This window comes from Dysosmobacter sp. Marseille-Q4140, from assembly GCA_018228705.1.
GTDB lineage: Bacteria > Bacillota > Clostridia > Oscillospirales > Oscillospiraceae > Oscillibacter.
Genome location: CP073694.1, coordinates 148,751 through 171,295, shown reverse-complemented (window position 1 = coordinate 171,295; position 22,545 = coordinate 148,751). Strand labels below are relative to the sequence as shown.

Genomic DNA, 22,545 nt, shown 5'->3' with positions numbered 1-22,545 from the left:
ACAAAACACTATGGCAAATTCTAGCGTCGTATCCATGAAGGCCCTGCTGGAGGCGGGCGTCCACTTCGGTCACCAGACCCGTCGTTGGAACCCCAAGATGGCTCCCTATATCTACACCGAGCGCAACGGCATCTACATTGTCGACCTGCAGAAGACCGTCCGCAAGCTGGAGGAGGCCTACAACTTCGTTCGTCAGCTGTCTGAGAGCGGCCAGTCCCTGCTGTTCGTGGGCACCAAGAAGCAGGCCCAGGACGCCATCCGCGAGGAGGCCACCCGCTGCGGCCAGTACTTCGTCAACGCCCGCTGGCTGGGCGGCATGATGACCAACTTCAAGACCATGCGCACCCGCGTGGACCGCCTGAACCAGCTCAAGACCATGCAGACCGACGGCACCTTTGACATGCTGCCCAAGAAGGAAGTCATGAAGCACCTGGGCGAGATTGCCAAGCTGGAGAAGTACCTGGGCGGCGTGAAGGACATGAAGAAGCTGCCCGGCGCCCTGTTCATCGTGGACACCCGCAAGGAGCGCAACGCCATCGCCGAGGCCCACAAGCTGGGCATTCCCGTGGTCGCCATCGCCGACACCAACTGCGATCCCGACGAGATCGATTATGTGATCCCCGGCAACGATGACGCCATCCGCGCCATCAAGCTGATCTCTTCCATCATGGCCAACGCCGTGCTGGAGGGCAAGCAGGGCGAGCAGACCGAGGAGGCCGCTGAGGACGCTCAGTAAGCAAGACGCTTTCATCAGGCGCGGACGCCTGACACCAAATATATGGAGGAATCGAAAATGGCTTTTACTGCCGCAGATGTGAAGAACCTGCGCGAAATGACCGGCGTGGGCATGATGGACTGCAAGAAGGCTCTGACCGCCTCCGACGGCGATATGGACAAGGCGATCGAGTGGCTGCGTGAGAAGGGCATGGCCGCCTCCGCCAAGAAGGCCGGCCGCATCGCTGCCGAGGGCATGGCTTACGCCACCGTGGTGGACGGCGTGGGCGTCGTGGTCGAGGTCAACGCCGAGACCGACTTCGTGGGCAAGAACGAGAAGTTCGTGGACTTCGTCAAGGGCGTGGCCGCCACCGTGGCCAAGGCCAACCCCGCCGACCTGGACGCTCTGATGGAGTGCAAGTACGACGGCACCGACCTGACCGTCACCCAGCAGCAGCAGGAGATGGTCTTGGTCATCGGCGAGAACATCAAGGTCCGCCGCTTTGCCCGCTTCGCTGACGGCATCTCCGTTCCCTACGTCCACGCCGGCGGCAAGATCGGCGTGCTGGTGAACCTGACCACCGACCTCTCCGCCGACAAGGTGGAGGAGATCGGCAAGGATGTCGCCATGCAGATCGCCGCTCTGAATCCCCGTTTCTGGGACAAGAGCCAGGTGGGCCAGGACGTTCTGGACGAGGAGAAGAAGATCATGATGGTCCAGATGGAGAACGACCCCAAGATGGCCGGCAAGCCCGAGGCCGTTCGCGAGAAGATCGTCATGGGCAAGCTGAACAAGTTCTATGCCGAGAACTGCCTGCTGCAGCAGGAGTTCGTCAAGGACAACTCCATGACCGTGGAGAAGTATATCGCCTCCGCCGCCAAGGCGCTGGGCGGCAGCGTCACCTTCAAGGACGCCGTCCGTTTCGAGAAGGGCGAGGGCATCGAGAAGAAGCAGGAGAACTTCGCCGAGGAGATCGCCTCCATGGTGAAGGGCTGAGCCTCTCATACAGAACCGACAGGAGCGGGTGCGAAAGCGCCCGCTCCGTTTCCTTCTTCTCGATGCCCGCCGCGTATGCGGCGTCCAAGCGTTTTAGCCCCAGGCAAAAACCTTGAAATCGCCGGGCTCCGCCTGGCGATTTGAGTGAGATCGAGGGGCCCCCAAAGGGCGCTGGCCCTTTGGGGAGCAAGAAGCAGGAGAACTTCGCCGAGGAGATCGCTTCCATGGTGAAGGGTTGAGCCTCTCATACAGAACCGACAGGAGCGGGTGCGAAAGCGCCCACTCCGTTTCCTTCTTCCCAATACGCGCCTGCGGACCTCGGGATGGCGGGCGGATACAGGATCCGCCCCTGCGGCAAACGGGGAGGTCGTCAGTAACTGCCGGGGCAGCGCGTAGCAGAGCGTAACGCGCGGAGATCGGAGCAGGTCAAATCCGACAATCACTCCGGTCATCCGCCAAGGTTGCTATGCGGGGGCCGGGCTCTTCAAGCGCCAGGGTAAGGCGCAGAGTCGACGGGAGTCCCGATTTCTGCCGTACCGATTCGCAAGACCCCCGTTACACGAAGATGCGGCTCGAACGGACCGTATCTTCGTCAAAGCGCTTTTTCTTTTGGACTGGTGCAGCGATAACAAAACTTGCCGGGGGCAAGTTTTTAGCGTAGCCCCGGCCGAATAGGTTCGGCCGGGGCTACGCTGGCGCTGAAAATGGGGGGAGCATTCCCCGCGGACCCCCGCGCCCCCGGCGGGCCGGTCCCCCCGCAGGGAGCCTGCGCCCGCCCGTCCCGCCGGACGCAAAGAGCAATACCCGGACCATCCTTCCGGAAAGCGAAACTTCCCATTGACAACATCTTCCAGTCTGCTACAATGGAACAAGATCCCGGACAGGCTCTGTCCGGAGCACGAATGTGAGGGGGAATTTCATGAAAAAGTTTGTCTCTTTGCTGCTGGCGGCTGTGCTGGCGGCGTCTTTGGGCGTCACGGCCCTGGCGGCAGGGGGGAGCCTGAAAAAGGTCAACACCTACACGCCGGGCCAGTTCACCGACGTGACCGCCGATCTCTGGTGCGCCGCCAACGTCCAGGTCGCCTATGAGTACGGCATCATGGGCGGCAAGACCGCCACCTACTTTGACACGGAGAGCAATCTCACCGTGGCCCAGGCCATCGTCATGGCCTGCCGTCTCCACAGCGGCTATGTGGGCGACTGGGCGGAGTTTGCCGCCGCCGATCCCTGGTATCAGTCCTATCTGACCTACGCGGCGGACAACGGCATCCTCTGGAAGTACGATGCCTACGATGTGCCCGTGAGCCGGGCGGCCTTTGCCATGATCCTGGGCAGCGCCCTGCCGGACGAGGCCCTGCCGGTCATCAGCGACATCGAGGACGGCGCCATCCCCGACGTGCCGGAGGAGGCGGGCTACGCTGAGGCGGTGTACCGGCTCTACGATGCCGGCGTCCTCACCGGAAACGACGCCCTCGGTACCTTCACGCCCTTCAGCTACATCACCCGGGGCGCCGCGGCGGCCATCATCGGCCGCATGGCGGACCCGAGCCTGCGCAAGGCCATCACTCTGGAGAAGGCGCCCTTCCAGCCGGTGGCGGTGAACAAGCTGCAAAACCTGACCAGCCTGAAAAAGAAGTGCACCGATGCGGAATTCCAGGCGGCCTACAATGCGGCGGTGGAGCTGGTGACGCCGCTGGCGGACTTGCCCCGGGAGGACCAGCTCTACGGAATCGCCGTAGCGCTGCGGCAGATGGTGGACAGCGGAAAGGTATCCTATACCACCTCCACGGCCCACTACAACGATCCCTACGGCTACTTCGTGGCGGGTGTGTCCTCCTGTGCAGGCTGCACCCGGGCCACGGGACTGTGCCTGAACATCCTGGGCATCGCCTACGAGCACGTCAACGAGAACCAGTGGAGCCACCAGTGGTGCCGGGTCAAAATGGACGACGGGTCCTACTGGATCTGCGACGCCTACGGCCTCTACTGCGGGCCGGAGCCGGCGCCCTATCAGCACCCCTATTTTTGAGGTTTTTTTTCCGGGGTTTTGATAAGCAAGAGTATGGAGAGAACAGGGCTGCCGTTACCGGCAGCCCTGTCTCTTTCGGGACTTCACAGTCAGAAATCCGGGGATTTTCCTTGTATTGCAGGGGAGAAGCTGGTATAATAACCGTATCTTTTAGGCTATGATGACAGGAGCTGCCATGTCGCATTATTTACATCAACTGTTCCAGGCCCTGGACTTTTCCTCTATGTGGGACGCGGTCTTGCGGGTGGCCGCGGTTTTTCTTTGTCTGACGGTCCATGAGACCTGCCACGGCCTGGCGGCCCTGGCTCTGGGGGATCCCACTGCCAAGAGCCGCCACCGGATCAGCCTGAACCCGCTGCGCCATATCGACTGGTTCGGCCTGCTGTTCATGTTCATGGCGGGCTTCGGCTGGGCCAAGCCCGTTCCGGTGGACCCCCGTTACTTCAAGCACCCCAAGCGGGGTATGGCGCTGACCGCCCTGGCGGGGCCCGTCAGCAATCTGCTGCTGGCGTTTTTGGCTCTTCTGGCCGCAAAAGCGGTCTACCTTTACTCTCCGGACACCGCAGGCTGGAACCAGCTGCTGCAATTTCTGCTGTACACCCTGGCGCCGCTTTCCATCGGCCTGGGGGTGTTCAACCTGATCCCCATTCCGCCTCTGGACGGGTCCAAGGTGCTGGGGGCGCTGCTGCCGGACCGGCTGTACTGGGTCCAGCTGCGCTACGAGCGGTACGGCTTCGCGTTGCTGCTGGTGCTGTCCTTCCTGGGCGTGGGAGGCGGCATCATCAGCCGGGGCATGATGGCGGTTTACGGCGTGTTCGTCACGCTGATCTTTGGCTGAGGTGACTGGATTGGAAAACCCCGTATTCAAACTGGAAAAAGTGGTCCGGGGCCGGGAAGAGGAGATGCAGGACTTTGAGGGCCCCCTGGATCTGATTTTGTTCCTGTTGGGCAAGAACAAAATGGAGATCCAGGACATCTCCATCTCCCTGATCTGCGACCAGTACCTCCAATGGCTGGAGCAGCGGCAGAAGATGGACCTGGAGGTGGCCAGCGAATTCGTCACCATGGCCTCCCATCTGGTGTACATCAAGACGCGGATGCTCCTCTCCATTGAGGACCAGGAGGCCCAGAGCGAAATGGACGCCCTGATCCAGTCCCTGGAGGAGCGCCGCCGCAGCGAGAGCTACGGCCGCATCAAGGCCATGGCCGCGCGCCTGGCTCCCATGGGGGAGTTTGGCCGCAACATCCTCACCCGGGACCCCGAGCCGGTGGAGCGGGGCAAGATCTATGAATACCACCAGCAGCCGGCGGACCTGGTGCTGGCCATGGCGGAGATCCAGAACCGGGCGGAGCGGCGCCTGCCGCCGCCCCAGTCCGCCTTCCAGGCCATCGTCCGCCACGAGCCCTATCCCGTGGAGAGCAAGGCGAAAGAGATCCTGCAAAGGCTTAAACGCCACGGCGTCACCCGCTTTTTGCTGCTGTTCCGGGGCAACCGGAGCCGCAGCGAGGTAGTGGCCACCTTCCTGGCGGTGCTGGAGCTGTGCCGGGCCCACGTGCTGCACCTGGCCGGGTCCGAGACGGACTGCACCGTCCGCCAGGCCGGCGATGCGCCCGAGGACCTGAAATTCTGATGAGGAGGGGAGACGCCCCGTGGAAATGAGAGAAGTGGAGTCCGCCATCGAGGGCATCCTGTTCGCCTCCGGCGAGCCGGTACAGACGGACCGGGTCTGCGTGGCCCTGGACCTGGACCGGCCCACGGTGGAGCAGGTGCTCCAGAAGCTGATGGACACCTATGCCTACGAGCGCCGCGGGCTGCGCCTGGTGCGGATGGAGGACAGCTGGCAGATGTGCTCGGCCCCGGACTACGCCGACGTGATCCGCAAGGCCTTTGAGATCCGCAAGCCCGCCCGGCTGAGCCAGCCGGCGCTGGAGGTGCTGACCATCATCGCCTACTATCAGCCCACCACCCGGGCCTACGTGGACCAGATCCGGGGCGTGGACAGCGCGTATACCATCGGACTGCTGCTGGAGCGCAAGCTCATCGAGGAGTGCGGCAGACTCCAGGTGCCGGGCCGGCCCCACCTGTACCGGACCACCCGGAACTTCCTGCGGGCCTTCCATTTGAACAGCCTGGACGACCTGCCGGAGATGCCGGACCTGGGCGGCGAGGGACAGATGCGCATTAGCGAAAACGGCGAGATCGTGGACCCCGCCGAGCTGGCGGAGATCACCGGCGCCGATACGCCGGAGACCGCGGGTCCCGCCGCAGAGGAGACCGGAGAGCCGGAGCTGCCCTGAGCGGGGGCACGGCGGATGGAAAGGAGGCGCCGCTGTGATTTGGCTGTGGATTTTGGGCATCCTGATCGTACTGGCGGTGCTGATCTGCCGTACCCGGATCGGCGTCCGGGTGCGCTTCGGGGAGGCGCCGCCGGCGGCGGTGCTGACCATCGGCCCCTTCCGCATCCCTCTGACCGGGGAGCCGGAAAAAGAACCCCGACAAAAGCCCCAGCAGGCAAAAAAGCGGGAGAAACGTCCGAAAAAATCGGAAAAAGAGGAGAAAAAGCCCGCCTTTCCCAAGGTGACGGCGACGGACGTGAAAGAGGCGGCGCAGACCATGTGGCCGCCGCTGAAAAAGGCCCTGGGCCGCACCCGGCGCAGCGTCCGTCTGGACCCCATGACGGTCTCCGTCACCATCGGCGCCGCGGAGGACCCCGCCGCCGGGGCGGAAGTCTACGGCTGGGCCAGCGGGGCCATGTACAATATCATGCCCGCCCTGGAGGAGCTGGTCCGCGTCCCAGACCCCAGCGTCCACATCGGACTGGATTTCGACAGCCCCGCCACCCGCTGGGCCGGTGAGATCGGCGCCTCGGTGCGGATCGGGACGGCGGTGGCCGTGGCCTTCGGCGTGGCCGTTCCGGCCCTGCGGTGGCTGTCGGCCCTGATGAAGAAACAGACGCCCGCTGAGGAAAAGCGGGAATGTGCGCATACCGATGCCGCCTGAGCGCGGCGCAAGAAAGGATGGTTTTAAATGGACAATATGGAAAAAAAGGCCCCTCTCAACGATCTGATGCGCTCCACCATGGAGAAGATCCATGAGATGGTGGACACCAACACCATCGTCGGCCAGCCCATCACCACGCCGGACGGCGTGACGTTGATCCCCATTTCCAAGGTCAGCTTCGGCTTCGGCAGCGGCGGCGCGGACTACGGCAAGGTCCAGCCCAAGGACTTCGGCGGCGCCGCCGGCGCGGGCGTGAAGATCGATCCGGTGGCCTTCCTGGTCATCAAGGAGGGCACCACCCGGGTGCTGCCGGTGGCGGTGCCTGCGTCCACCACCCTGGACCGTGTGGTGGAGATGGTGCCGGACCTGATGGAGAAAGTGGAAAAATATTTCGACAAAAAGAAGGAAGATCAGACCTGCTGACGGGGGTATACTACCATCACTGATTTTGCGCGAGGTGATGGCGTTTGCGTACCCCTTTCCGACGGTGGGCGGCCTGCCTGACGGCAGTGCTTGTCCTGTGCAGTATATTTCCTTGTCAGTCCTTGGCGGTGAGCACTTCCGCCTCGTCCGCGATCCTGATGGACGTGGACAGCGGCCGGGTGCTCTACGAGCACAACGCCGACGCGAAAATGCTCATCGCCTCCACCACCAAGATCCTCACGGCCCTGGTGGCCATCGAGGAGGGGGATCTGAGCGACACGGTGACGGTGAGCCGGGCGGCCGCCTGGACCGAGGGCTCGTCCATGTACCTCAAGGAGGGGGAGGAGCTGACGCTGGAGACGCTGCTCTACGGCCTTCTGCTGTGCTCAGGGAACGACGCGGCGGTGGCCATCGCGGAGCACATCGCCGGCAGCGAGGCGGGCTTTGCCCGGCTCATGAACGAAAAGGCGGAGGAGCTGGGCATGACCGGCTCCTCCTTCGCCAACCCCAACGGCCTGGACGACGAGCTGCACTACTCCACCGCCCGGGATATGGCGCGCCTGGCCTGCGCGGCGGTGGAGAATGAGACCCTGGTCCGCATCGCCTCCACCAAAAGCGTCACCATCGGCGGACGGACTATGTCCAACCACAACAAGCTGCTGAACCTGGTGGAGGGCTGCATCGGCCTCAAGACCGGCTACACCCAGGCGGCGGGCCGGACCCTGGTCAGCTGCGCGGAGCGGGCGGGCCAGCGGCTGGTGGCGGTGACGCTTCAGGACGGCAACGACTGGGCGGACCACGAGGCCCTGCTGGAGTACGGCTTTTCCGCCTACCCGGCCTGCCGGGCCGCCGTGCCGGGCCAGATCCTGGACACGGCGCCGGTGCTGGGCGGCGCGGCGGACACGGTGCCCCTGGCCGCGGCGGCGGGCTTTGCCTGGCCCCTGGCGGAGGGGGAGACCCTGGAGACGGAGCTGGCGCTGACCGGCCCTCTGACGGCCCCGGTGACCGCCGGGACGGCGGCGGGGGAGGCGGTGTTCTCCGTGAACGGCAAAGAGGTGGGCCGGGCGGCCCTGGTGTGCGGGGCTGACGTGCCTCCGGCCGTGGAGAGCGCCATGGCGCTGCTGCGGCGGGGCTTCCCCCAGTGACAGAGAAAGAGAGAAAACGATGGAAGAACGGCTGCAAAAGCTGCTCTCCGCCGCCGGGGTCTGCTCCCGGCGGGCGGCGGAGGACTACCTCAACGCCGGACGGGTGACGGTCAACGGCGAGACCGCCCGGCTGGGCCAGAAGGCGGACCCGGACCGGGACGAGATCTGCGTGGACGGCGCGCCCCTGCGGCGGCCGGAGCAGATGGTCTACCTGATGCTCAACAAGCCCAGAGGGTATGTCACCACCCTCTCCGACGAGCAGGGCCGGCCAACGGTGGCGGAGCTGACGGCGGATGTGGGTGTCCGGGTGTACCCGGTGGGGCGGCTGGACCTGGACTCCGAGGGACTGCTGCTGCTGACCAACGACGGCGCCCTGACGGCGCGGCTGCTGCACCCCAGCCACGAGGTGAACAAGACCTACCACGTCCAGGTCTACGGCCCGGTGGCCGGGGCGGCGGAAAAACTTGCTGCCATTCGGGACCTGCGGGGGGAGCCCATCCGCCCTGCCCGAGTGAAATGCCTGTGGCAGGGGGAGCGGACGGCGGAGCTGGAGATCACCATTCACGAGGGGAAAAACCGGCAGATCCGGCGGATGTGCGCCCGGTGCGACCTGGGGGTCAAGCGGCTGCGCCGGGTCCGGGAGCACACCCTGACCCTGGGAGACCTGCCGCCGGGGAAGTGGCGGTACTTAATGGAAGAGGAGATCGCGGAGCTGAAGGGCCTGTGAAGGCCCTCCGGCTCCGTTGCTTTTCACGGCCGCAGAGGGCATTTTGCAGGAGTGTGAAAGAAATCCTGCAAAACAGGGTTTGAATTCACGGGGATTTGTGGTACAATACGCTGGAACGGCCGCGCCCGGCGCGGCACCCCCGGAACGGGGTCAGGAGACGGAGGATGGGACCGTGGCAAAGAGTATCTTACATATCATCGAGAGCGGCATGCGGGGCTTTTCCAAGGGCCAGAAGCGCATCGCCGAATACATCCTGCAAAATTACGACAAGGCGGCCTTCATGACTGCCAGCAAGCTGGGCCGTCTGGTGGGCGTCAGCGAGTCCACGGTGGTCCGCTTCGCCTCGGAGCTGGGCTACGACGGCTATCCCAGCATGCAGCGGGCTCTCCAGGAGATGATCCGCTCCCGGCTGACCTCCACCCAGCGGATCCAGGCCGCCGGGGACCTGTTCAGCAACCAGGACATCCTGTCCGCAGTCATCCAGTCCGACATGGACAAGCTCCGGGTGGTCACCGACGAGGCCGACCGGGCGGAGTTCGACCGGGTGGTGGACCGGATCATGGCCGCCCGCCACATCTACATCCTGGGCGTGCGCTCGTCCACCTTCGTGGCGGGCTATCTGAACTTCTACCTCCACCTGCTGTTCGAGAATGTCACCCTGGTCCAGTCCAACGCCGCCGGGGAGATCTTCGAGCAGCTGTTCCGGGTGGGGCCGGAGGATGTGATGATCGCCATCAGTTTCCCCCGGTACTCCAAGGTGACCATGAACACCGTGAAATTTGCAAAGGACCGGGGCGCCTCCGTCATCGCCGTCACCGACAACGAGCTCTCCCCGGTGTACCAGATGGCGGACGACGCCCTGCTGGCCCCCAGCGAGATGATCTCCTTCGTGGACTCCATGGTGGCGCCCATGTCCCTGATCAACGCGCTGCTCATCGCCATCGGCTACCGGATGCGCTCCGACGTGTCCCGCACCTTCGCGGACCTGGAGGACATCTGGAACGAGTACGGCGTGTTTGGGAAGATGGACGATGAGTAAGCGGATCGTGGTGATCGGCGGCGGAGCCGCCGGGATGATGGCCGCCATCTGTGCGGCGGAGAGCGGCGCCGCCGTGACGCTGCTGGAGCCCAACGAGCGGCTGGGCAAGAAGCTGAACATCACCGGCAAGGGCCGGTGCAATATCACCAACAATGCAGACCTTGAGACGCTGCTGGCCAACGTCCCCCGGAACGGCAAGTTCCTGTACAGCGCCTTTTCCCGGTTCGACGGCCGGGCCGCCATGGCCTTTTTCGAAGAGTTGGGCGTGCCCGTCAAGACTGAGCGGGGCAACCGGGTGTTCCCGGTCAGCGACCGGGCCTTTGACGTCAGCGGCGCTCTGGAGCGGCGGCTGCGGCGGCTGCGCGTGCAGCTGGTCCGGGACCGGGCGGCGGACCTGACCACAGCGGACGGCGCCGTCACCGGCGTGACGGGGGAGAAGGGGACGTATCCGGCCCAGGCCGTAATCCTGGCCACCGGCGGCGTCAGCTATCCTGCCACCGGCTCCACCGGCGACGGCCACCGTCTGGCGGCCCAGGCCGGTCATACGGTGACGGAGTTGCGGGGCTCCCTGGTGCCGCTTCTGGCGCCGGACTGCGCGCCCCTTCAGGGCCTGAGCCTTCGAAACGTGGGACTGACGGTCTACGAGAACAACAAAAAGCTCTACACGGACTTCGGGGAGCTGCTGTTCACCCACTTCGGCCTCAGCGGGCCGTTGATCCTCTCCGCCTCGGCCCATATGCGTCACTTCGGCAAAAAAGCCTACCGGCTGGAGATCGACCTCAAGCCCGCCCTGGACGAATCCACACTGGATAAGCGCCTGGTGTCGGACTTCACCAAATACGCCAACCACGACTTCTGCAACGCATTGAACGACCTGCTGCCCCAGAAGCTGATCGGCGCGGTGGTGGAGCGCAGCGGCATCCCTTCCCATCAGAAGGTCCACGACCTCAAGCGGGAGCAGCGGCAGGCTTTGCTGCGCCTGCTCAAGCACTTCACCGTGGAGGTGGAGGGCCCCTGCCCGGTGGAGCAGGCCATCGTCACCTCCGGCGGCGTGAAGGTGTCGGAGATCGACCCGAAAACCATGGAGTCAAAGATTGTAAAGGGGTTGTACTTTGCAGGCGAGCTGATCGACGTGGACGCCTACACCGGCGGCTTCAACCTGCAGATCGCCTGGGCCACGGGCCGGGCGGCCGGCCGCGCCGCGGCGGGCACAGAAGAATGAAGGAGAGAACGCAGACTATGAGCGAGATCATCAGCGTGGCCATTGACGGCCCCTCCGGCGCCGGGAAGAGCACCCTGGCCCGGGCGGCGGCCGGGCGGCTGGGATATGTATATGTGGACACCGGCGCCATCTACCGGACCATCGGCTACCACATTTTGAAAGCGGGCGTCGATCCGAAAAACGGCGCCGCCGTGGCGGCGGAGCTGCCGGAGCTGCGGGTGGAGATGCGCTACGGGGCCGACGGGCTCCAGCGGATGTATCTGAACGGGGAGGACGTGACCGACGCCATCCGGCTGCCGGAGGTGTCCCGGTACGCCTCCGACGTGTCGGCCCACCCGGCGGTGCGGGACTACCTCCTGGAGATGCAGCGGCAGCTGGCCCGGGAGCACAGTGTCATCATGGACGGCCGGGACATCGGCACCGTGGTGCTGCCGGAGGCGGCGGTGAAGGTGTTCCTCACCGCCTCGGCGGAGGCCCGGGCGCAGCGCCGGGTCCGGGAGCTGGAGCAGCGGGGGACCCCGCAGCCCTATGAGCAGGTCCTGGAGGAGATCCGCCAGCGGGACTACAACGACACCCATCGGGCCGCGGCGCCCCTGCGCCAGGCGGAGGACGCCGTGGTGCTGGACACCACGGAGCTGAATTTTCAAGAGAGCGAGGAGGCGCTGCTGTGCATCATACGGAAGAAACTGGAGAAGTGAAGAAAAAGCCTCTCAGCGCGCTGTTCCACGCGGCGTATTACGTGGTGGGCTTTTTGCTGGATATCCTGCACCCGGTCCGCGTGGAGGGACTGGAGGACCTGCCTGACGGCGGCGTGCTGCTGTGCCCCAACCACTCCAGCAACTGGGACCCGGTGCTGGTGGCGCTGAAGCTGCCGGTCAACTACCGGCTGCACATCATGGCCAAGGAGCAGCTGTTCCGCAACCGGTTCATCGGCTGGATACTGCGGCAGGTGGGCGCTTTCCCAGTCAAGCGGGGCGGCACGGACATCGAGTCGGTCCGCACCGCCATCCAGTCCATCCGCTCCGGAGACAATCTGCTGATCTTCCCGGAGGGGACCGTGATCCGAAAGGGTCTTGGAACTGTGGACGGCAAGCCCGCCCGGGCCAAGAGCGGCGTGGCGGTGATCGGCGTCCGCGCCGGCGCCACCATGGTGCCGGTATTCGTAGATGGAAAGAAGCGCCCCTTCCACCGCACCCGCATCATCTTCGGCAAGCCCTACACGCCGGTCTACTCCGGCCGTCACGGCACGGCGGAGGAGATGCAGCGGGCCGCCGATGAGATCCTGGCCGCCGCCTATGCCCTGGGAGGCCAGAGTGTGGGAGGTGAGCCCCTGTGTCCGTGATCCTGGCCAAGAGCGCGGGCTTTTGCTACGGCGTGCGCCGGGCGGTGGCCCTGACGGAGGAGACCGCAGCGGAAAGCGGCGGGTGCTGGATGCTGGGGGACCTGATCCACAATACCGCCGTGGTGGAGGATCTGCGCCGCCGGGGCGTCCGCAAGACGGACCGGCCGGAGGAGATCCCCGCCGGGGAGACGGTGGTGCTGCGCTCCCACGGGGAACGGCGCAGCGTTCTGGAGGAGTTGGAGGCCCGGGGTGTCCGGACCGTCAGCGCCACCTGCCCCAACGTGATGCGCATCCAGCGGCTGGTGGCTCAGGCGGAGGCCGAGGGCCGGCGGGCCGCCGTCATCGGAGATCCCAACCATCCGGAGGTCCAGGGCGTTGCCAGCTGGGGCCGGGACACGGTGGTGTTTGACGGGCCCGAGGCAGTAAAAATGTGGCTGGCCGCCGATCCGAAAAACCGGGAAATCCCTCTGACGGTAGTGGTTCAGACCACCTGCATTCGTGAACTTTTTGAAACTTCCTGCAAAATCCTAAAAAAAGAGTGTACAAACGTAAAAATTTTTGATACAATATGCAATGCTACGCATCAGCGTCAGTCAGAAGCGGCCGAAATCGCCGCCAGGGCGGACGTGATGGTTGTGGTGGGAGACCGTAAAAGCGCCAACACCAAACATTTGACGGAAATTTGCATGATGAGATGCCCAAGCGTGGTTCAGATCGAACGCGCGGACGAGCTCTCGCCGGATTTGTTCAATGGTTGCTCTGTTGCGGGTCTTACGGCCGGCGCATCCACGCCTGCGGGCATCATTAAGGAGGTATATGCAGCCATGAGTGAAGAAATCAAAGCGGCCGAGGGCAAAGAGGAGTCCTTCGAGGAATTACTGAATCAGTCTTTCAAAACTTTAAATAACGGTGACCGGGTGACCGGCATTGTCACGGCCATCACCCCCACCGAGGTCCAGGTGGATGTGGGTGCCAAGCAGGCCGCTTACATCAAGCTCAGCGAACTGAGCGACGATCCCAGCGTCAAGCCTGAGGATCTGGTCCACGTGGGCGACGAGATCGAGACCTGGGTCGTCCGCGTCAACGACGTGGAGGGCTACGCTGAACTGTCCAAGAAGCGTCTGGACGCCGCCAAGGTCTGGGAGAACATCGAGCAGGCCGTGGAGGACAAGACCGTCCTGGAGGGCACTGTCACCGAGGAGAACAAGGGTGGCATCGTGGTGTCCGTCAAGGGCGTGCGGGTGTTCGTTCCCGCCTCCCAGAGCGGCCAGCCCCGCGGCGCGGATCTGTCCGCCATGAAGGGCCAGAAGGTCCAGCTGCGCATCACTGAGGTCAACCGCGCCCGCCGCCGGGTCGTCGGCTCCATCCGCTCCGTGTCCGAGGAGGCCCGCAAGGCCGCTCAGGCCGAGCTGTGGGCCAACATCGAGGTCGGCAAGCACTACACCGGCACCGTCAAGTCCATGACCAGCTACGGCGTGTTCGTGGACATCGGCGGCGTGGACGGCATGGTACATATCTCCGAGCTGAGCTGGAGCCGCATCAAGACCCCCTCTGAGGTCTGCAAGGTGGGCGACACGCTGGAGGTCTATGTCATCTCCTTCGACCCCGAGAAGCACAAGATCTCCCTGGGCGTCAAGGACCACAGCGTGGATCCCTGGCAGGTGTTCATGGACAAGTACTCCGTGGGCGACGTGGCCAACGTGCGCATCGTCAAGCTGATGACCTTCGGCGCCTTCGCCGAGGTCGTGCCCGGTGTGGACGGCCTGATCCACATCTCCCAGATCGCCGACCGCCGCATCGACAAGCCTGAGGACGTGCTGTCCGAGGGTCAGATGGTGGACGTCAAGATCACCGCCGTGGACGAGGAGAAGAAGAAGATCTCCCTGTCCATCCGTGCTCTGCTGAGCCCCGCCGCCGATGAGGCCGACGAGGCCCCCGTGGAGGAGTAATCCAATCAAACCGCCAAGGGCGGGCCCGTGTCTGCGGGCCCGCCTTTTTTACGCCGAAAGAGGGAAGGACAGGCGGTTTCGTAAATTTTTGAAAATTTTGTGATTTTTTTCACGGTTAGGATTGCAAAGGCAGAAACCCTATGTTATAATCTTGACGATGTGAAATCTGACCACGCAACAGACATCATACAACTTTGCCATACAACGCCCCGGCGCAGCGGGGCACGAATTTGATTGGGAGGAAATCAAGATGAGCTATCAGGAGGCTTACCGGCAGAAGCTGACCACCGCCGATGAGGCGGTGAAGGTCGTCAAGTCCGGAGACTGGCTGGACTATGGCTGGAGCGTATGTTCCGCCAATGCGCTGGACGTGGCTTTGGCCAAACGGATGGGGGAGCTGACGGACATCAACATCCGCGGCGGCATCCTGACCCACCGCCCCGCTATTTTTGACGTGCCGAACGCCGCCGACCACTTTGCCTGGAACTCCTGGCACATGAGCGGTATCGAGCGCAAGGCTGTGGCGGAGGGCTTCTCCTATTATATCCCTCTGCGCTATTCCGAGCTGCCCGGCTACTACCGCAACTGCATCAAGACCCTGGATGTGGCCATGTTCCAGGTGGCCCCCATGGACGAGCACGGCTGGTTCAACTTCGGCCCCGGCGGCTCTCACCTCAAGGCCGTGTGTGAGTGCGCCAAGACCGTCATCGTGGAGGTCAACAAGAACATGCCCGTGTGCCTGGGCGGCTTTGAAAACTGCGTCCACATCGACGACGTGACCATGATCGTGGAGGGCGAGAATCCTCCCATGGAGGTCCTGGGCGGCTCCGGCGAGGCCAGCGAGACCGACCTGGCCGTGGCCAACCTGGTGGTGCCCGAGATCCCCAACGGCGCCTGCCTGCAGCTGGGCATCGGCTCCATGCCCAGCGCTATCGGCAAGATGATCGCCGAGAGCGACCTGAAGGACCTGGGCGTGCACACCGAGATGTACGTGGACGCCTTCGTGGATATGTCCATGGCCGGCCGCATCACCGGCGCCTGCAAGCCCTTTGACCGGGGCCGTCAGACCTACGCCTTCGCCGCCGGCACCCAGAAGCTCTATGACTTCCTCAACAACAACCCCGAGTGCATGGCCGCTCCCGTCAGCTATGTCAACGACATCGCCCGGGTGTCCCAGATCGACAACTTCATCTCCATCAACGGCGCTGTGGACGTGGACCTGTACGGCCAGGTCAGCTCCGAGTCCTCCGGCATTCACCACATCTCCGGTGCCGGCGGCCAGCAGGACTTCGTCATGGGCGCATATCTGGCCAAGGGCGGCAAGAGCTTCATCTGCTGCTCCTCCGCCTACATGGACAAGAAGACCGGCCAGCTCAAGTCCCGCATCCGTCCCACGCTGCTGGAGGGCTCCGTGGTCACCGCCACCCGCACCAACCTCCACTATGTGGTCACCGAGTACGGCAAGTTCAACGCCAAGGGCAAGTCCACCTGGGAGCGGGCCGAGGGCCTCATCGCCATCGCCCATCCCCAGTTCCGCGAGGAACTGATTGCGCAGGCGGAGAAAATGCACATCTGGCGCCGCTCCAACAAGCGCTGATTCCAATTTTTCAGGGCGTCCGGCTCATGCCGGACGCCTTTTTTACCGCCTGAAAGGCCGGAAGGATGGGGAAACCGGCTTGCCAAGCGATGGAAAAGCCGGTATAATAAACTAGATGGAGTATGAGCGGACAGACGGGCGGGGCGCCCGGGAGGCGCCCAAGGAGGGAGCTTCTATGTTCAGCGTAGGGGACCAGGTGGTACATCCCATGCACGGCGCCGGCGTCATTGACAGCATCGTCCGGGAGAAGGTGGCCGGTGTGACACAGGACTACTATGTCTTCAAGATGCCCGTAGGCGGGCTGCTGCTGAAGATCCCCATTGCCAGTACTCAGGCTGTCGGTCTGCGGTCCGTGATCTCCCGTCCGGAGGCGGAGCGGCTGATTGGTGCGCTGCCGGCTCTGGAGGTGGAGCACAACGGCAACTGGAACAAGCGCTACCGGGAGAACATGGTCCGTATGAAGAGCGGCGACCTCTACGAGGTGGCCCGGGTCATCAAGTGCCTCATGACCCGGGACAGCCGCCGCGGCCTTTCCACCGGGGAGCGGAAGATGCTCCACACCGCCCGGCAGATCCTGCTGTCAGAGCTGGTGCTGTCCGAGGAGGCCGGATACGCGGAGGTGGAGGCCCGGGTGGACCAAGCCATCCTCAGTTCCATCCAGGCCCAGTGAGCAACTACAGGGAGGGTAAGCGATGATCCCCTTTTTCAAACGCGCCCGGGAGGCGAGGCGGCCCCGCTGCGCCGCGCTGGTGGCTGCCGCCGGCAGTGCCAGCCGGATGGGCGGCGTGGATAAGCAGCTGACGGAGCTGGACGGCGTGCCGGTGCTGGTGCGGACCCTGCTGGCCCTGGAGAACGCCCGCCGGGTGGACACCATCGTGGTGGCCGCCCGGGAGGACCAGCTGGTAGAGATCTCCCGGCTTTGCAGGGAATACGGCATCACCAAGTGCGCCAAGGTGGTCCGGGGCGGAGAGAACCGGGTCCATTCGGTTCTGCTGGCGGCTCTGGAGGCCGGCGACGCGGAGCTGCTGGCGGTCCAGGACGGGGCCCGGCCCCTGACCACGCCGCAGCTGATCGACGAGGTCATCGCCCTGGCGGAGCGCTGCGGCGCGGCGGCCCCGGCGGTGCCGGTGAAGGACACGGTCAAGCAGGTCCGGAGCGACGGCGCCGTGGAGCGGACTCTGGACCGGTCGGCACTGCGGGCGGTCCAGACGCCCCAGGTGTTCCAGGCGGACCTGCTGAAGGCGGCGCTTCAGTCGGCTCTGGAGAGCGGCGCGGCGGTCACCGACGACTGCGGCGCCGTGGAGCGGCTGGGCAAGACCGTGTACCTCGCCGAGGGAGACGAGACCAATCTGAAGATCACCACCCCTGCGGATCTGATCCTGGCGGAGGCCCTGCTGCGGGCCAGAGAGGAGCGGCTATGACCAATCTGCGAATCGGACACGGCTATGACGTCCACCGGCTGACAGAGGGCCGGAAGCTGATCTTGGGCGGGGTGGAAATCCCGTACCGCCTGGGCCTGCTGGGTCACTCCGACGCCGACGTGCTGATCCACGCCGTCATGGACGCCCTGACCGGCGCCGCCCGGCTGGGGGACATCGGCAAGCTCTTCCCCGACACGGACCCGCAGTACGCGGGCATCTCCAGTTTGAAGCTGCTCTCCGAGGTGGGGCGGCTCCTGGGTGAGAGGGGCTACGCCGTGGTGAACATCGACGCCACGCTTCTGGCCCAGGCCCCCAAGGTGGGCCCCTACCGCCGGGAGATGGAAGCGAACATGGCGGCGGCCCTGGGCGTGGAGCCGGAGCGGATCAACGTCAAGGCCACCACCGAGGAGGGCCTGGGCTTCACAGGCGACGGCTCCGGCATGGCGGCCCATGCGGTGGCGCTGCTGGAGAAAAACGCATAGGATGAGGAGACACCGGGGAGGACGTGCCGCTGGCACGGCCTCCCCGGTGCGCGGCAGGGGCAGCGGGCCCCGCCGGGGCGCGGCTGATGAGGGGACGGATCACGCAAGTTCGCCGGCAGGCGGCCCCTCATCCGTCATTTGCTCCGCAAATGCCACCTTCCCCCATGGTGGAAGGCTTTGGGGCGCGGCAGTTCCGGGAGGGCCTGTACAGCGGGCGGATCTTTCATCAGCCCCTACCGCCAGGAGGGAAAGCCTGCGGCAACCGCCAGGACAGCGCCTAGCGAAACGGAAAGCGCGGAGATAGGCGCAGATCAAATTCGACAAGCACCCCGTCCATCCACCGCACCGTCTATGCGGCTCCAGGGTATTTCGACTGCCGGGATCCGGCGCAGGGACGACGGGGTTATCGATGTCCGCCGGACCGATTCGCACGCCCCCCGTTCCACGGACAGGCGGGACGCCTGTCCGTCCGACTGCCTTTTCTTTTGGACCGGCGCAGCGTGAAGAAAACTTGCCGGGGGCAAGTTTTTAGCGTAGCCCCGGCCGAACTTATTTCGGCCGGGGGGAACTGCGCTGGTGCTGTAAATGGGGGCGGATCCCCCTCGGGAAGCCCGCCCCGCCGGGGCAAATGAACAGCTCCATCCAGGCCTGCCGGGACAACCTGATAGCTCCCGGTCCGCCCGCTGACGCGCCCCCACGCACCTTCCGCACGCTCCCCCATACAATGGGGAGAGAGGAGGAGTGTCTGTGGAGCACTATTTGATTATCGCCCGCTCCGTCACCTACGCCCAGCGGATGCAGCGGGCTCTGAGCCGCTCGGGCATCCGGTGCCGGATCTTCCGGGCCCCCAGGGACCTGACGGACCTGGGCTGCGCCTATGCCGTGGAGATCGCCGCAGGCGATCTGTCCGCGGCACTGCCGGTCCTTCACGGGGAAGCGCTGAACCCCGTTCAAATATTCCTGTCCCAGCGGGGTACCTTTCGGGAGGTGACCCCATGATCTATTTTGACAGCGCGGCCACCACGTTTCAAAAGCCCCGGACCGTGTCCGGGGCCATGACGGACGCCCTGGCCACCATGAGTTCTCCCGGCCGGGGCGGCTATGGCGCCGCTATGGCCGCGGCGGACGCCGCCTTCGCCTGCCGGTCGGAGCTGGCGGAGCTGTACCACCTGGAGAGCCCGGAGCAGGTGGTGTTCACCATGAACGCCACCCACGCACTGAACATCGCCATCAAGTCCCTGGTGCCGGTGGGGGGGCGGGCCGTGATCTCCGGCTACGAGCACAATGCCGTCACCCGCCCCCTGGCGGCCCTGCGGGCGGAGACGGCGGTGGCCGCCGGGCCCCTGTTCGACCCCGGGGCCGTGGAGGCCGCCTTCGCCCGGGCCGTCACATCCCAGACCGACGCGGTGATCTGTTCCCACGTCTCCAACGTCTTTGGCTTCATCCAGCCGGTGGAGGCCATCGCCGCACTGTGCCGCAGCCGCGGGATCCCCTTTGTCATCGACGCCTCCCAGTCTGCCGGAGTGCTGCCGCTGGACATGGCGGCCCTGGGGGCCGCCTTCATCGCCATGCCCGGCCACAAGGGGCTCTACGGCCCCCAGGGCACCGGTGTGCTGCTGTGCGGAAAGGACGTGGAGACTGCCACGCTGCTGGAGGGCGGCACCGGCAGCATGTCCCTCCAGCAGGCCATGCCGGACTTCCTGCCCGACCGGCTGGAGGCCGGGACCCACAACATGCCCGGCATAGCCGGGCTCCTGGCCGGGGTGCGGTTTGTCCGCAGCCGGGGGGAGGGCGCCATCTGCCGCCATGAGCGGCTGCTGGCTCTGGCGGCGGCGGAGGGGCTGCGGCGGCTGCCCGGCGTCCGCGTCTATGCCCGGCCCGACCTGGCGGATCAGACCGGCGTGGTCTCCTTCACGGCAGAGGGGCAAGAGCCGGAAAGCCTGGCCGCGGCCCTGGCGGAGCGGGACATCGCCGTCCGGGCGGGGCTCCACTGCGCGCCCCTGGCCCACCGGACCGCCGGCACCGTGGATACGGGCACGGTCCGTGCCAGCTTTTCCCATTGGAACACCCCGGAGGAGGTGGGCCGATTCCTGTCCGCCATGGGGGAGATCCTCCGCTGATTTTCTGAACAGACCGTGAATTTTCGCCCCGTTCGCCTTGCAATCCACAGGTATATTTTATATAATACAATGTATTGTATTCATGGCCTGAAAGGGATGATGACGTCAACATGCGACCCACGATCACCTTCGCGGAGCTGTCGGCGGAATTGGCAGAGCTGCCGATCCGCATTGGGCGGTATCTGCTGACCGTACAGGTCACCGACATTCTGGACATCGCCATCCTGGTGTTCGTCCTGTATAAAATTCTGGCCCTGATGCGCACCACCCGGGCTGCCAGCCTGCTCAAGGGCCTGTTCGTGTTCTTCGCGGCGCTGCTGCTTTCCTATGTGCTGCAGCTCAACAGCATCTACTATCTGATGAGCCGCATGGTCCAGGTGGGCGTGCTGGCCCTCATCATCCTCTTCCAGCCGGAGATCCGCCGGATCCTGGAGGAGATGGGCTCCCGCCGCTTCATCGGCTTTTTCAGCCATATGGAGGGCGGCAGCACCATGGAGCAGACCATCGGCCAGACGGTGCTGGCCTGCACGGAGATGTCCCAGACCCGCACCGGCGCCCTGATCGTGTTCGAGCGGGAGATTCTGCTGGACGACATGGTCCGCAGCGGCACCATGCTGGACGCCGCCGTGTCCAGCGAGCTGCTGAAGAACATCTTTTTCGTCAAGGCTCCCATGCACGACGGCGCCGTCATCATCCGCCACGGGCGGATGCTGGGGGCCGGCTGCATGCTGCCCCTGAGCAAAAATGTGAACCTCAGCCGGGACCTGGGCATGCGGCACCGGGCCGGCATCGGCATGAGCGAGAACTCCGACGCGGTGGTGGTCATCGTGTCGGAGGAGACCGGCTCCATCTCCGTGGCCATCGGCGGGATGCTCAAGCGGCACCTCAAGCCGGAGACCCTGGAGAACCTCCTGCGGAACGAGCTGCTCCCGCAGGAGGAGTCCGACGGGGACAAGCAGCGCTTCGGCCTGGCCCGGCTGCTGCGCACCGGAAAAGGAGGTGGCGGCAATGACGGAACGTAACAAGAAGATGGACAAGCAGAAGATCATCTTTTTGGTCCTGTCGTGCCTGGTCGCCGTGACGCTGTGGATTTTCGTGGATGTGACCGGCGGGGAACTGGTGGAGATCGAGATCAAGGATATCCCCATCGAATACCTCAGCACCGACACGGTCCTTGCCCAGCGGGGACTGATGCTGCTGGAAGAGGGCACCACCCAGACTGTGGATGTGAAGCTGGTCGCCACCCGCTGGAACAGCACCAGTCTGGACCGCTCTGCCGTCCGGGCCTCCGCGGATCTGATCGACGTGACGGAGACCGGCACCCAGCGGGTCACCATCAGTATCTTTTACAATAATGAAGCCGAGGGCATCACCAAGAAATCCACCTCTCCCTCCATGGCCACCGTCAACATCGGGGAGCTCTACCACAAGGAGGTGGAGGTCCGCTGCGAGCGGGTGGGCACTGTGGCCGAGGGCTACTCCGCCGGTGAACTGCAGCTGTCTCCCTCTGTGGTAGAGATCCGGGGCCAGCAGGAGGACATCGATCCGGTCAGCTACGTCAAGGTGGTCCTGAACTATGACAACGCCACCTCTACCGTCACCGAGGATCTGGAGTTCCAGTACTACGATGAAAACGACCAGCTCCTCTCCGGCGAGGGCATCCATCCCACTGTGGACACCATCACGGCCACGCTGCCGGTGAATGTCACCAAGGAGCTGACGCTGACCATGGACTTCCTGGAGTCGCCCGGTGCCCGTCTGCGGAACGTGGAGTACAACATCGAGCCCAGGAGCATCCTGGTTTCCGGCGACGCGGACTTGCTGCGGGACGTGGAGACCATCGTGCTGGACGAGTTCGACCTGGCCTCCCTGGACGACAACACCCGGTACAGCTACACCATCCCGCTGCCGGAGGGCTGCGAGAACCTCAGCGGCGTCACAAAGGCCACGCTGACCATCTCCTTCAAGGACATGAAGAGCGTACCGCTGACCACCACCCGCATCCAGTGTGAGAACGTACCGGCCGGAAAGACCGCCAGCATCCTCACAGAGCAGCTGACGGTGATCATCTTCGGCACCAGCGCCGACGTGGACGCCGTCACCGGCGACGATCTGGTGGCTGTGGCGGATCTGACGGATTTCAGTGCCGCCGCCGGGACCTACACCGTGCCCGTGACCATCCGGTCGGAGAAGGGGGACCTGGGCGTCAGCGGGACGTATCAGATCCGCGTCACCCTGCGGGACGGGCAGGAGGAGACGCCGGACCAGGAGGAACCGCCGGAGGAGGAGACCCCCTCCGGCGGGGAGACCGGAGAGCCCTCCCCAACATAAAGGAGA

At 64.7% G+C, this 22,545-nt stretch carries 23 protein-coding genes; all 23 read left to right on the top strand.

From position 1 onward, the window contains the following. Positions 1-10: 10 nt before the first annotated feature. The 23 genes from rpsB to KFE19_00700 all read left to right on the top strand — a co-directional run bounded on the left by rpsB (position 11) and on the right by KFE19_00700 (position 22,539). Positions 11-736, top strand: a complete 726-nt coding sequence (rpsB, locus tag KFE19_00810) for a 30S ribosomal protein S2 (protein QUO38101.1) — start codon at positions 11-13, stop codon at positions 734-736. 57 nt (positions 737-793) lie between these two features. Continuing rightward, complete coding sequence (locus tag KFE19_00805) at positions 794-1,711, top strand: elongation factor Ts (protein QUO38100.1); 918 nt, start codon at positions 794-796, stop codon at positions 1,709-1,711. A 919-nt stretch (positions 1,712-2,630) separates the two neighbouring features. Beyond that, a complete protein-coding gene (locus KFE19_00800; GenBank protein QUO38099.1) occupies positions 2,631-3,740 on the top strand; it encodes an S-layer homology domain-containing protein in 1,110 nt (369 codons plus the stop codon). Between the two features lie 175 nt (positions 3,741-3,915). Further along, complete coding sequence (locus tag KFE19_00795) at positions 3,916-4,578, top strand: site-2 protease family protein (protein ID QUO38098.1); 663 nt, start codon at positions 3,916-3,918, stop codon at positions 4,576-4,578. Between the two features lie 10 nt (positions 4,579-4,588). Beyond that, entirely contained in the window at positions 4,589-5,371 is a 783-nt protein-coding gene (locus KFE19_00790) for a segregation/condensation protein A (GenBank protein ID QUO39480.1), read from the top strand. A gap of 19 nt (positions 5,372-5,390) precedes the next feature. Beyond that, positions 5,391-6,038, top strand: coding sequence for an SMC-Scp complex subunit ScpB (gene scpB / locus KFE19_00785; GenBank protein QUO38097.1), 648 nt, complete (start codon positions 5,391-5,393; stop codon positions 6,036-6,038). Positions 6,039-6,072: 34 nt separating this feature from the next. Next, complete coding sequence (locus tag KFE19_00780) at positions 6,073-6,741, top strand: DUF2953 domain-containing protein (GenBank protein QUO38096.1); 669 nt, start codon at positions 6,073-6,075, stop codon at positions 6,739-6,741. Positions 6,742-6,768: 27 nt separating this feature from the next. Beyond that, positions 6,769-7,164: a GerW family sporulation protein gene (gene ytfJ / locus KFE19_00775; protein ID QUO38095.1), complete on the top strand. Its 396-nt coding sequence runs from the start codon at positions 6,769-6,771 to the stop codon at positions 7,162-7,164. Between the two features lie 44 nt (positions 7,165-7,208). Continuing rightward, the gene (locus KFE19_00770; GenBank protein QUO38094.1) at positions 7,209-8,309 is read left to right on the top strand and encodes a D-alanyl-D-alanine carboxypeptidase; all 1,101 of its coding nucleotides are present in this window, start codon (positions 7,209-7,211) and stop codon (positions 8,307-8,309) included. Positions 8,310-8,328: 19 nt separating this feature from the next. Beyond that, positions 8,329-9,036, top strand: a complete 708-nt coding sequence (locus KFE19_00765) for an rRNA pseudouridine synthase (GenBank protein QUO38093.1) — start codon at positions 8,329-8,331, stop codon at positions 9,034-9,036. Positions 9,037-9,208: 172 nt separating this feature from the next. Next, positions 9,209-10,075, top strand: coding sequence for a MurR/RpiR family transcriptional regulator (locus KFE19_00760; GenBank protein QUO38092.1), 867 nt, complete (start codon positions 9,209-9,211; stop codon positions 10,073-10,075). Then, positions 10,068-11,297 carry an NAD(P)/FAD-dependent oxidoreductase gene (locus tag KFE19_00755; protein QUO38091.1) on the top strand — a complete coding sequence of 410 codons (1,230 nt, stop codon included), beginning with the start codon at positions 10,068-10,070 and terminating at the stop codon, positions 11,295-11,297. The genes KFE19_00760 and KFE19_00755 overlap by 8 nt, the downstream gene beginning before the upstream one ends. 17 nt (positions 11,298-11,314) lie before the next feature. After that, positions 11,315-11,995, top strand: a complete 681-nt coding sequence (locus tag KFE19_00750; GenBank protein ID QUO38090.1) for a (d)CMP kinase — start codon at positions 11,315-11,317, stop codon at positions 11,993-11,995. After that, positions 11,992-12,639 carry a 1-acyl-sn-glycerol-3-phosphate acyltransferase gene (locus tag KFE19_00745; protein QUO39479.1) on the top strand — a complete coding sequence of 216 codons (648 nt, stop codon included), beginning with the start codon at positions 11,992-11,994 and terminating at the stop codon, positions 12,637-12,639. Before KFE19_00750 ends, KFE19_00745 begins: the two co-directional genes overlap by 4 nt. Beyond that, entirely contained in the window at positions 12,630-14,588 is a 1,959-nt protein-coding gene (locus KFE19_00740) for a bifunctional 4-hydroxy-3-methylbut-2-enyl diphosphate reductase/30S ribosomal protein S1 (GenBank protein ID QUO38089.1), read from the top strand. Before KFE19_00745 ends, KFE19_00740 begins: the two co-directional genes overlap by 10 nt. A 250-nt stretch (positions 14,589-14,838) precedes the next feature. Beyond that, positions 14,839-16,185: a butyryl-CoA:acetate CoA-transferase gene (locus KFE19_00735; protein ID QUO38088.1), complete on the top strand. Its 1,347-nt coding sequence runs from the start codon at positions 14,839-14,841 to the stop codon at positions 16,183-16,185. A gap of 175 nt (positions 16,186-16,360) precedes the next feature. Beyond that, entirely contained in the window at positions 16,361-16,855 is a 495-nt protein-coding gene (locus KFE19_00730) for a CarD family transcriptional regulator (GenBank protein ID QUO38087.1), read from the top strand. Positions 16,856-16,877: 22 nt separating this feature from the next. After that, positions 16,878-17,606: a 2-C-methyl-D-erythritol 4-phosphate cytidylyltransferase gene (gene ispD / locus KFE19_00725; protein ID QUO38086.1), complete on the top strand. Its 729-nt coding sequence runs from the start codon at positions 16,878-16,880 to the stop codon at positions 17,604-17,606. Then, positions 17,603-18,088 (top strand): 2-C-methyl-D-erythritol 2,4-cyclodiphosphate synthase, encoded by a 486-nt coding sequence (locus KFE19_00720; protein ID QUO38085.1) that lies wholly within the window; start codon positions 17,603-17,605, stop codon positions 18,086-18,088. The genes ispD and KFE19_00720 overlap by 4 nt, the downstream gene beginning before the upstream one ends. Before the next feature lie 747 nt (positions 18,089-18,835). Then, the gene (locus KFE19_00715) at positions 18,836-19,087 is read left to right on the top strand and encodes a DUF3343 domain-containing protein (protein ID QUO38084.1); all 252 of its coding nucleotides are present in this window, start codon (positions 18,836-18,838) and stop codon (positions 19,085-19,087) included. Beyond that, complete coding sequence (locus KFE19_00710) at positions 19,084-20,208, top strand: aminotransferase class V-fold PLP-dependent enzyme (protein QUO38083.1); 1,125 nt, start codon at positions 19,084-19,086, stop codon at positions 20,206-20,208. The genes KFE19_00715 and KFE19_00710 overlap by 4 nt, the downstream gene beginning before the upstream one ends. A gap of 137 nt (positions 20,209-20,345) precedes the next feature. Further along, complete coding sequence (gene cdaA, locus KFE19_00705) at positions 20,346-21,230, top strand: diadenylate cyclase CdaA (GenBank protein QUO39478.1); 885 nt, start codon at positions 20,346-20,348, stop codon at positions 21,228-21,230. Further along, positions 21,217-22,539 carry a hypothetical protein gene (locus tag KFE19_00700; protein ID QUO38082.1) on the top strand — a complete coding sequence of 441 codons (1,323 nt, stop codon included), beginning with the start codon at positions 21,217-21,219 and terminating at the stop codon, positions 22,537-22,539. The genes cdaA and KFE19_00700 overlap by 14 nt, the downstream gene beginning before the upstream one ends. Positions 22,540-22,545: the final 6 nt, after the last annotated feature.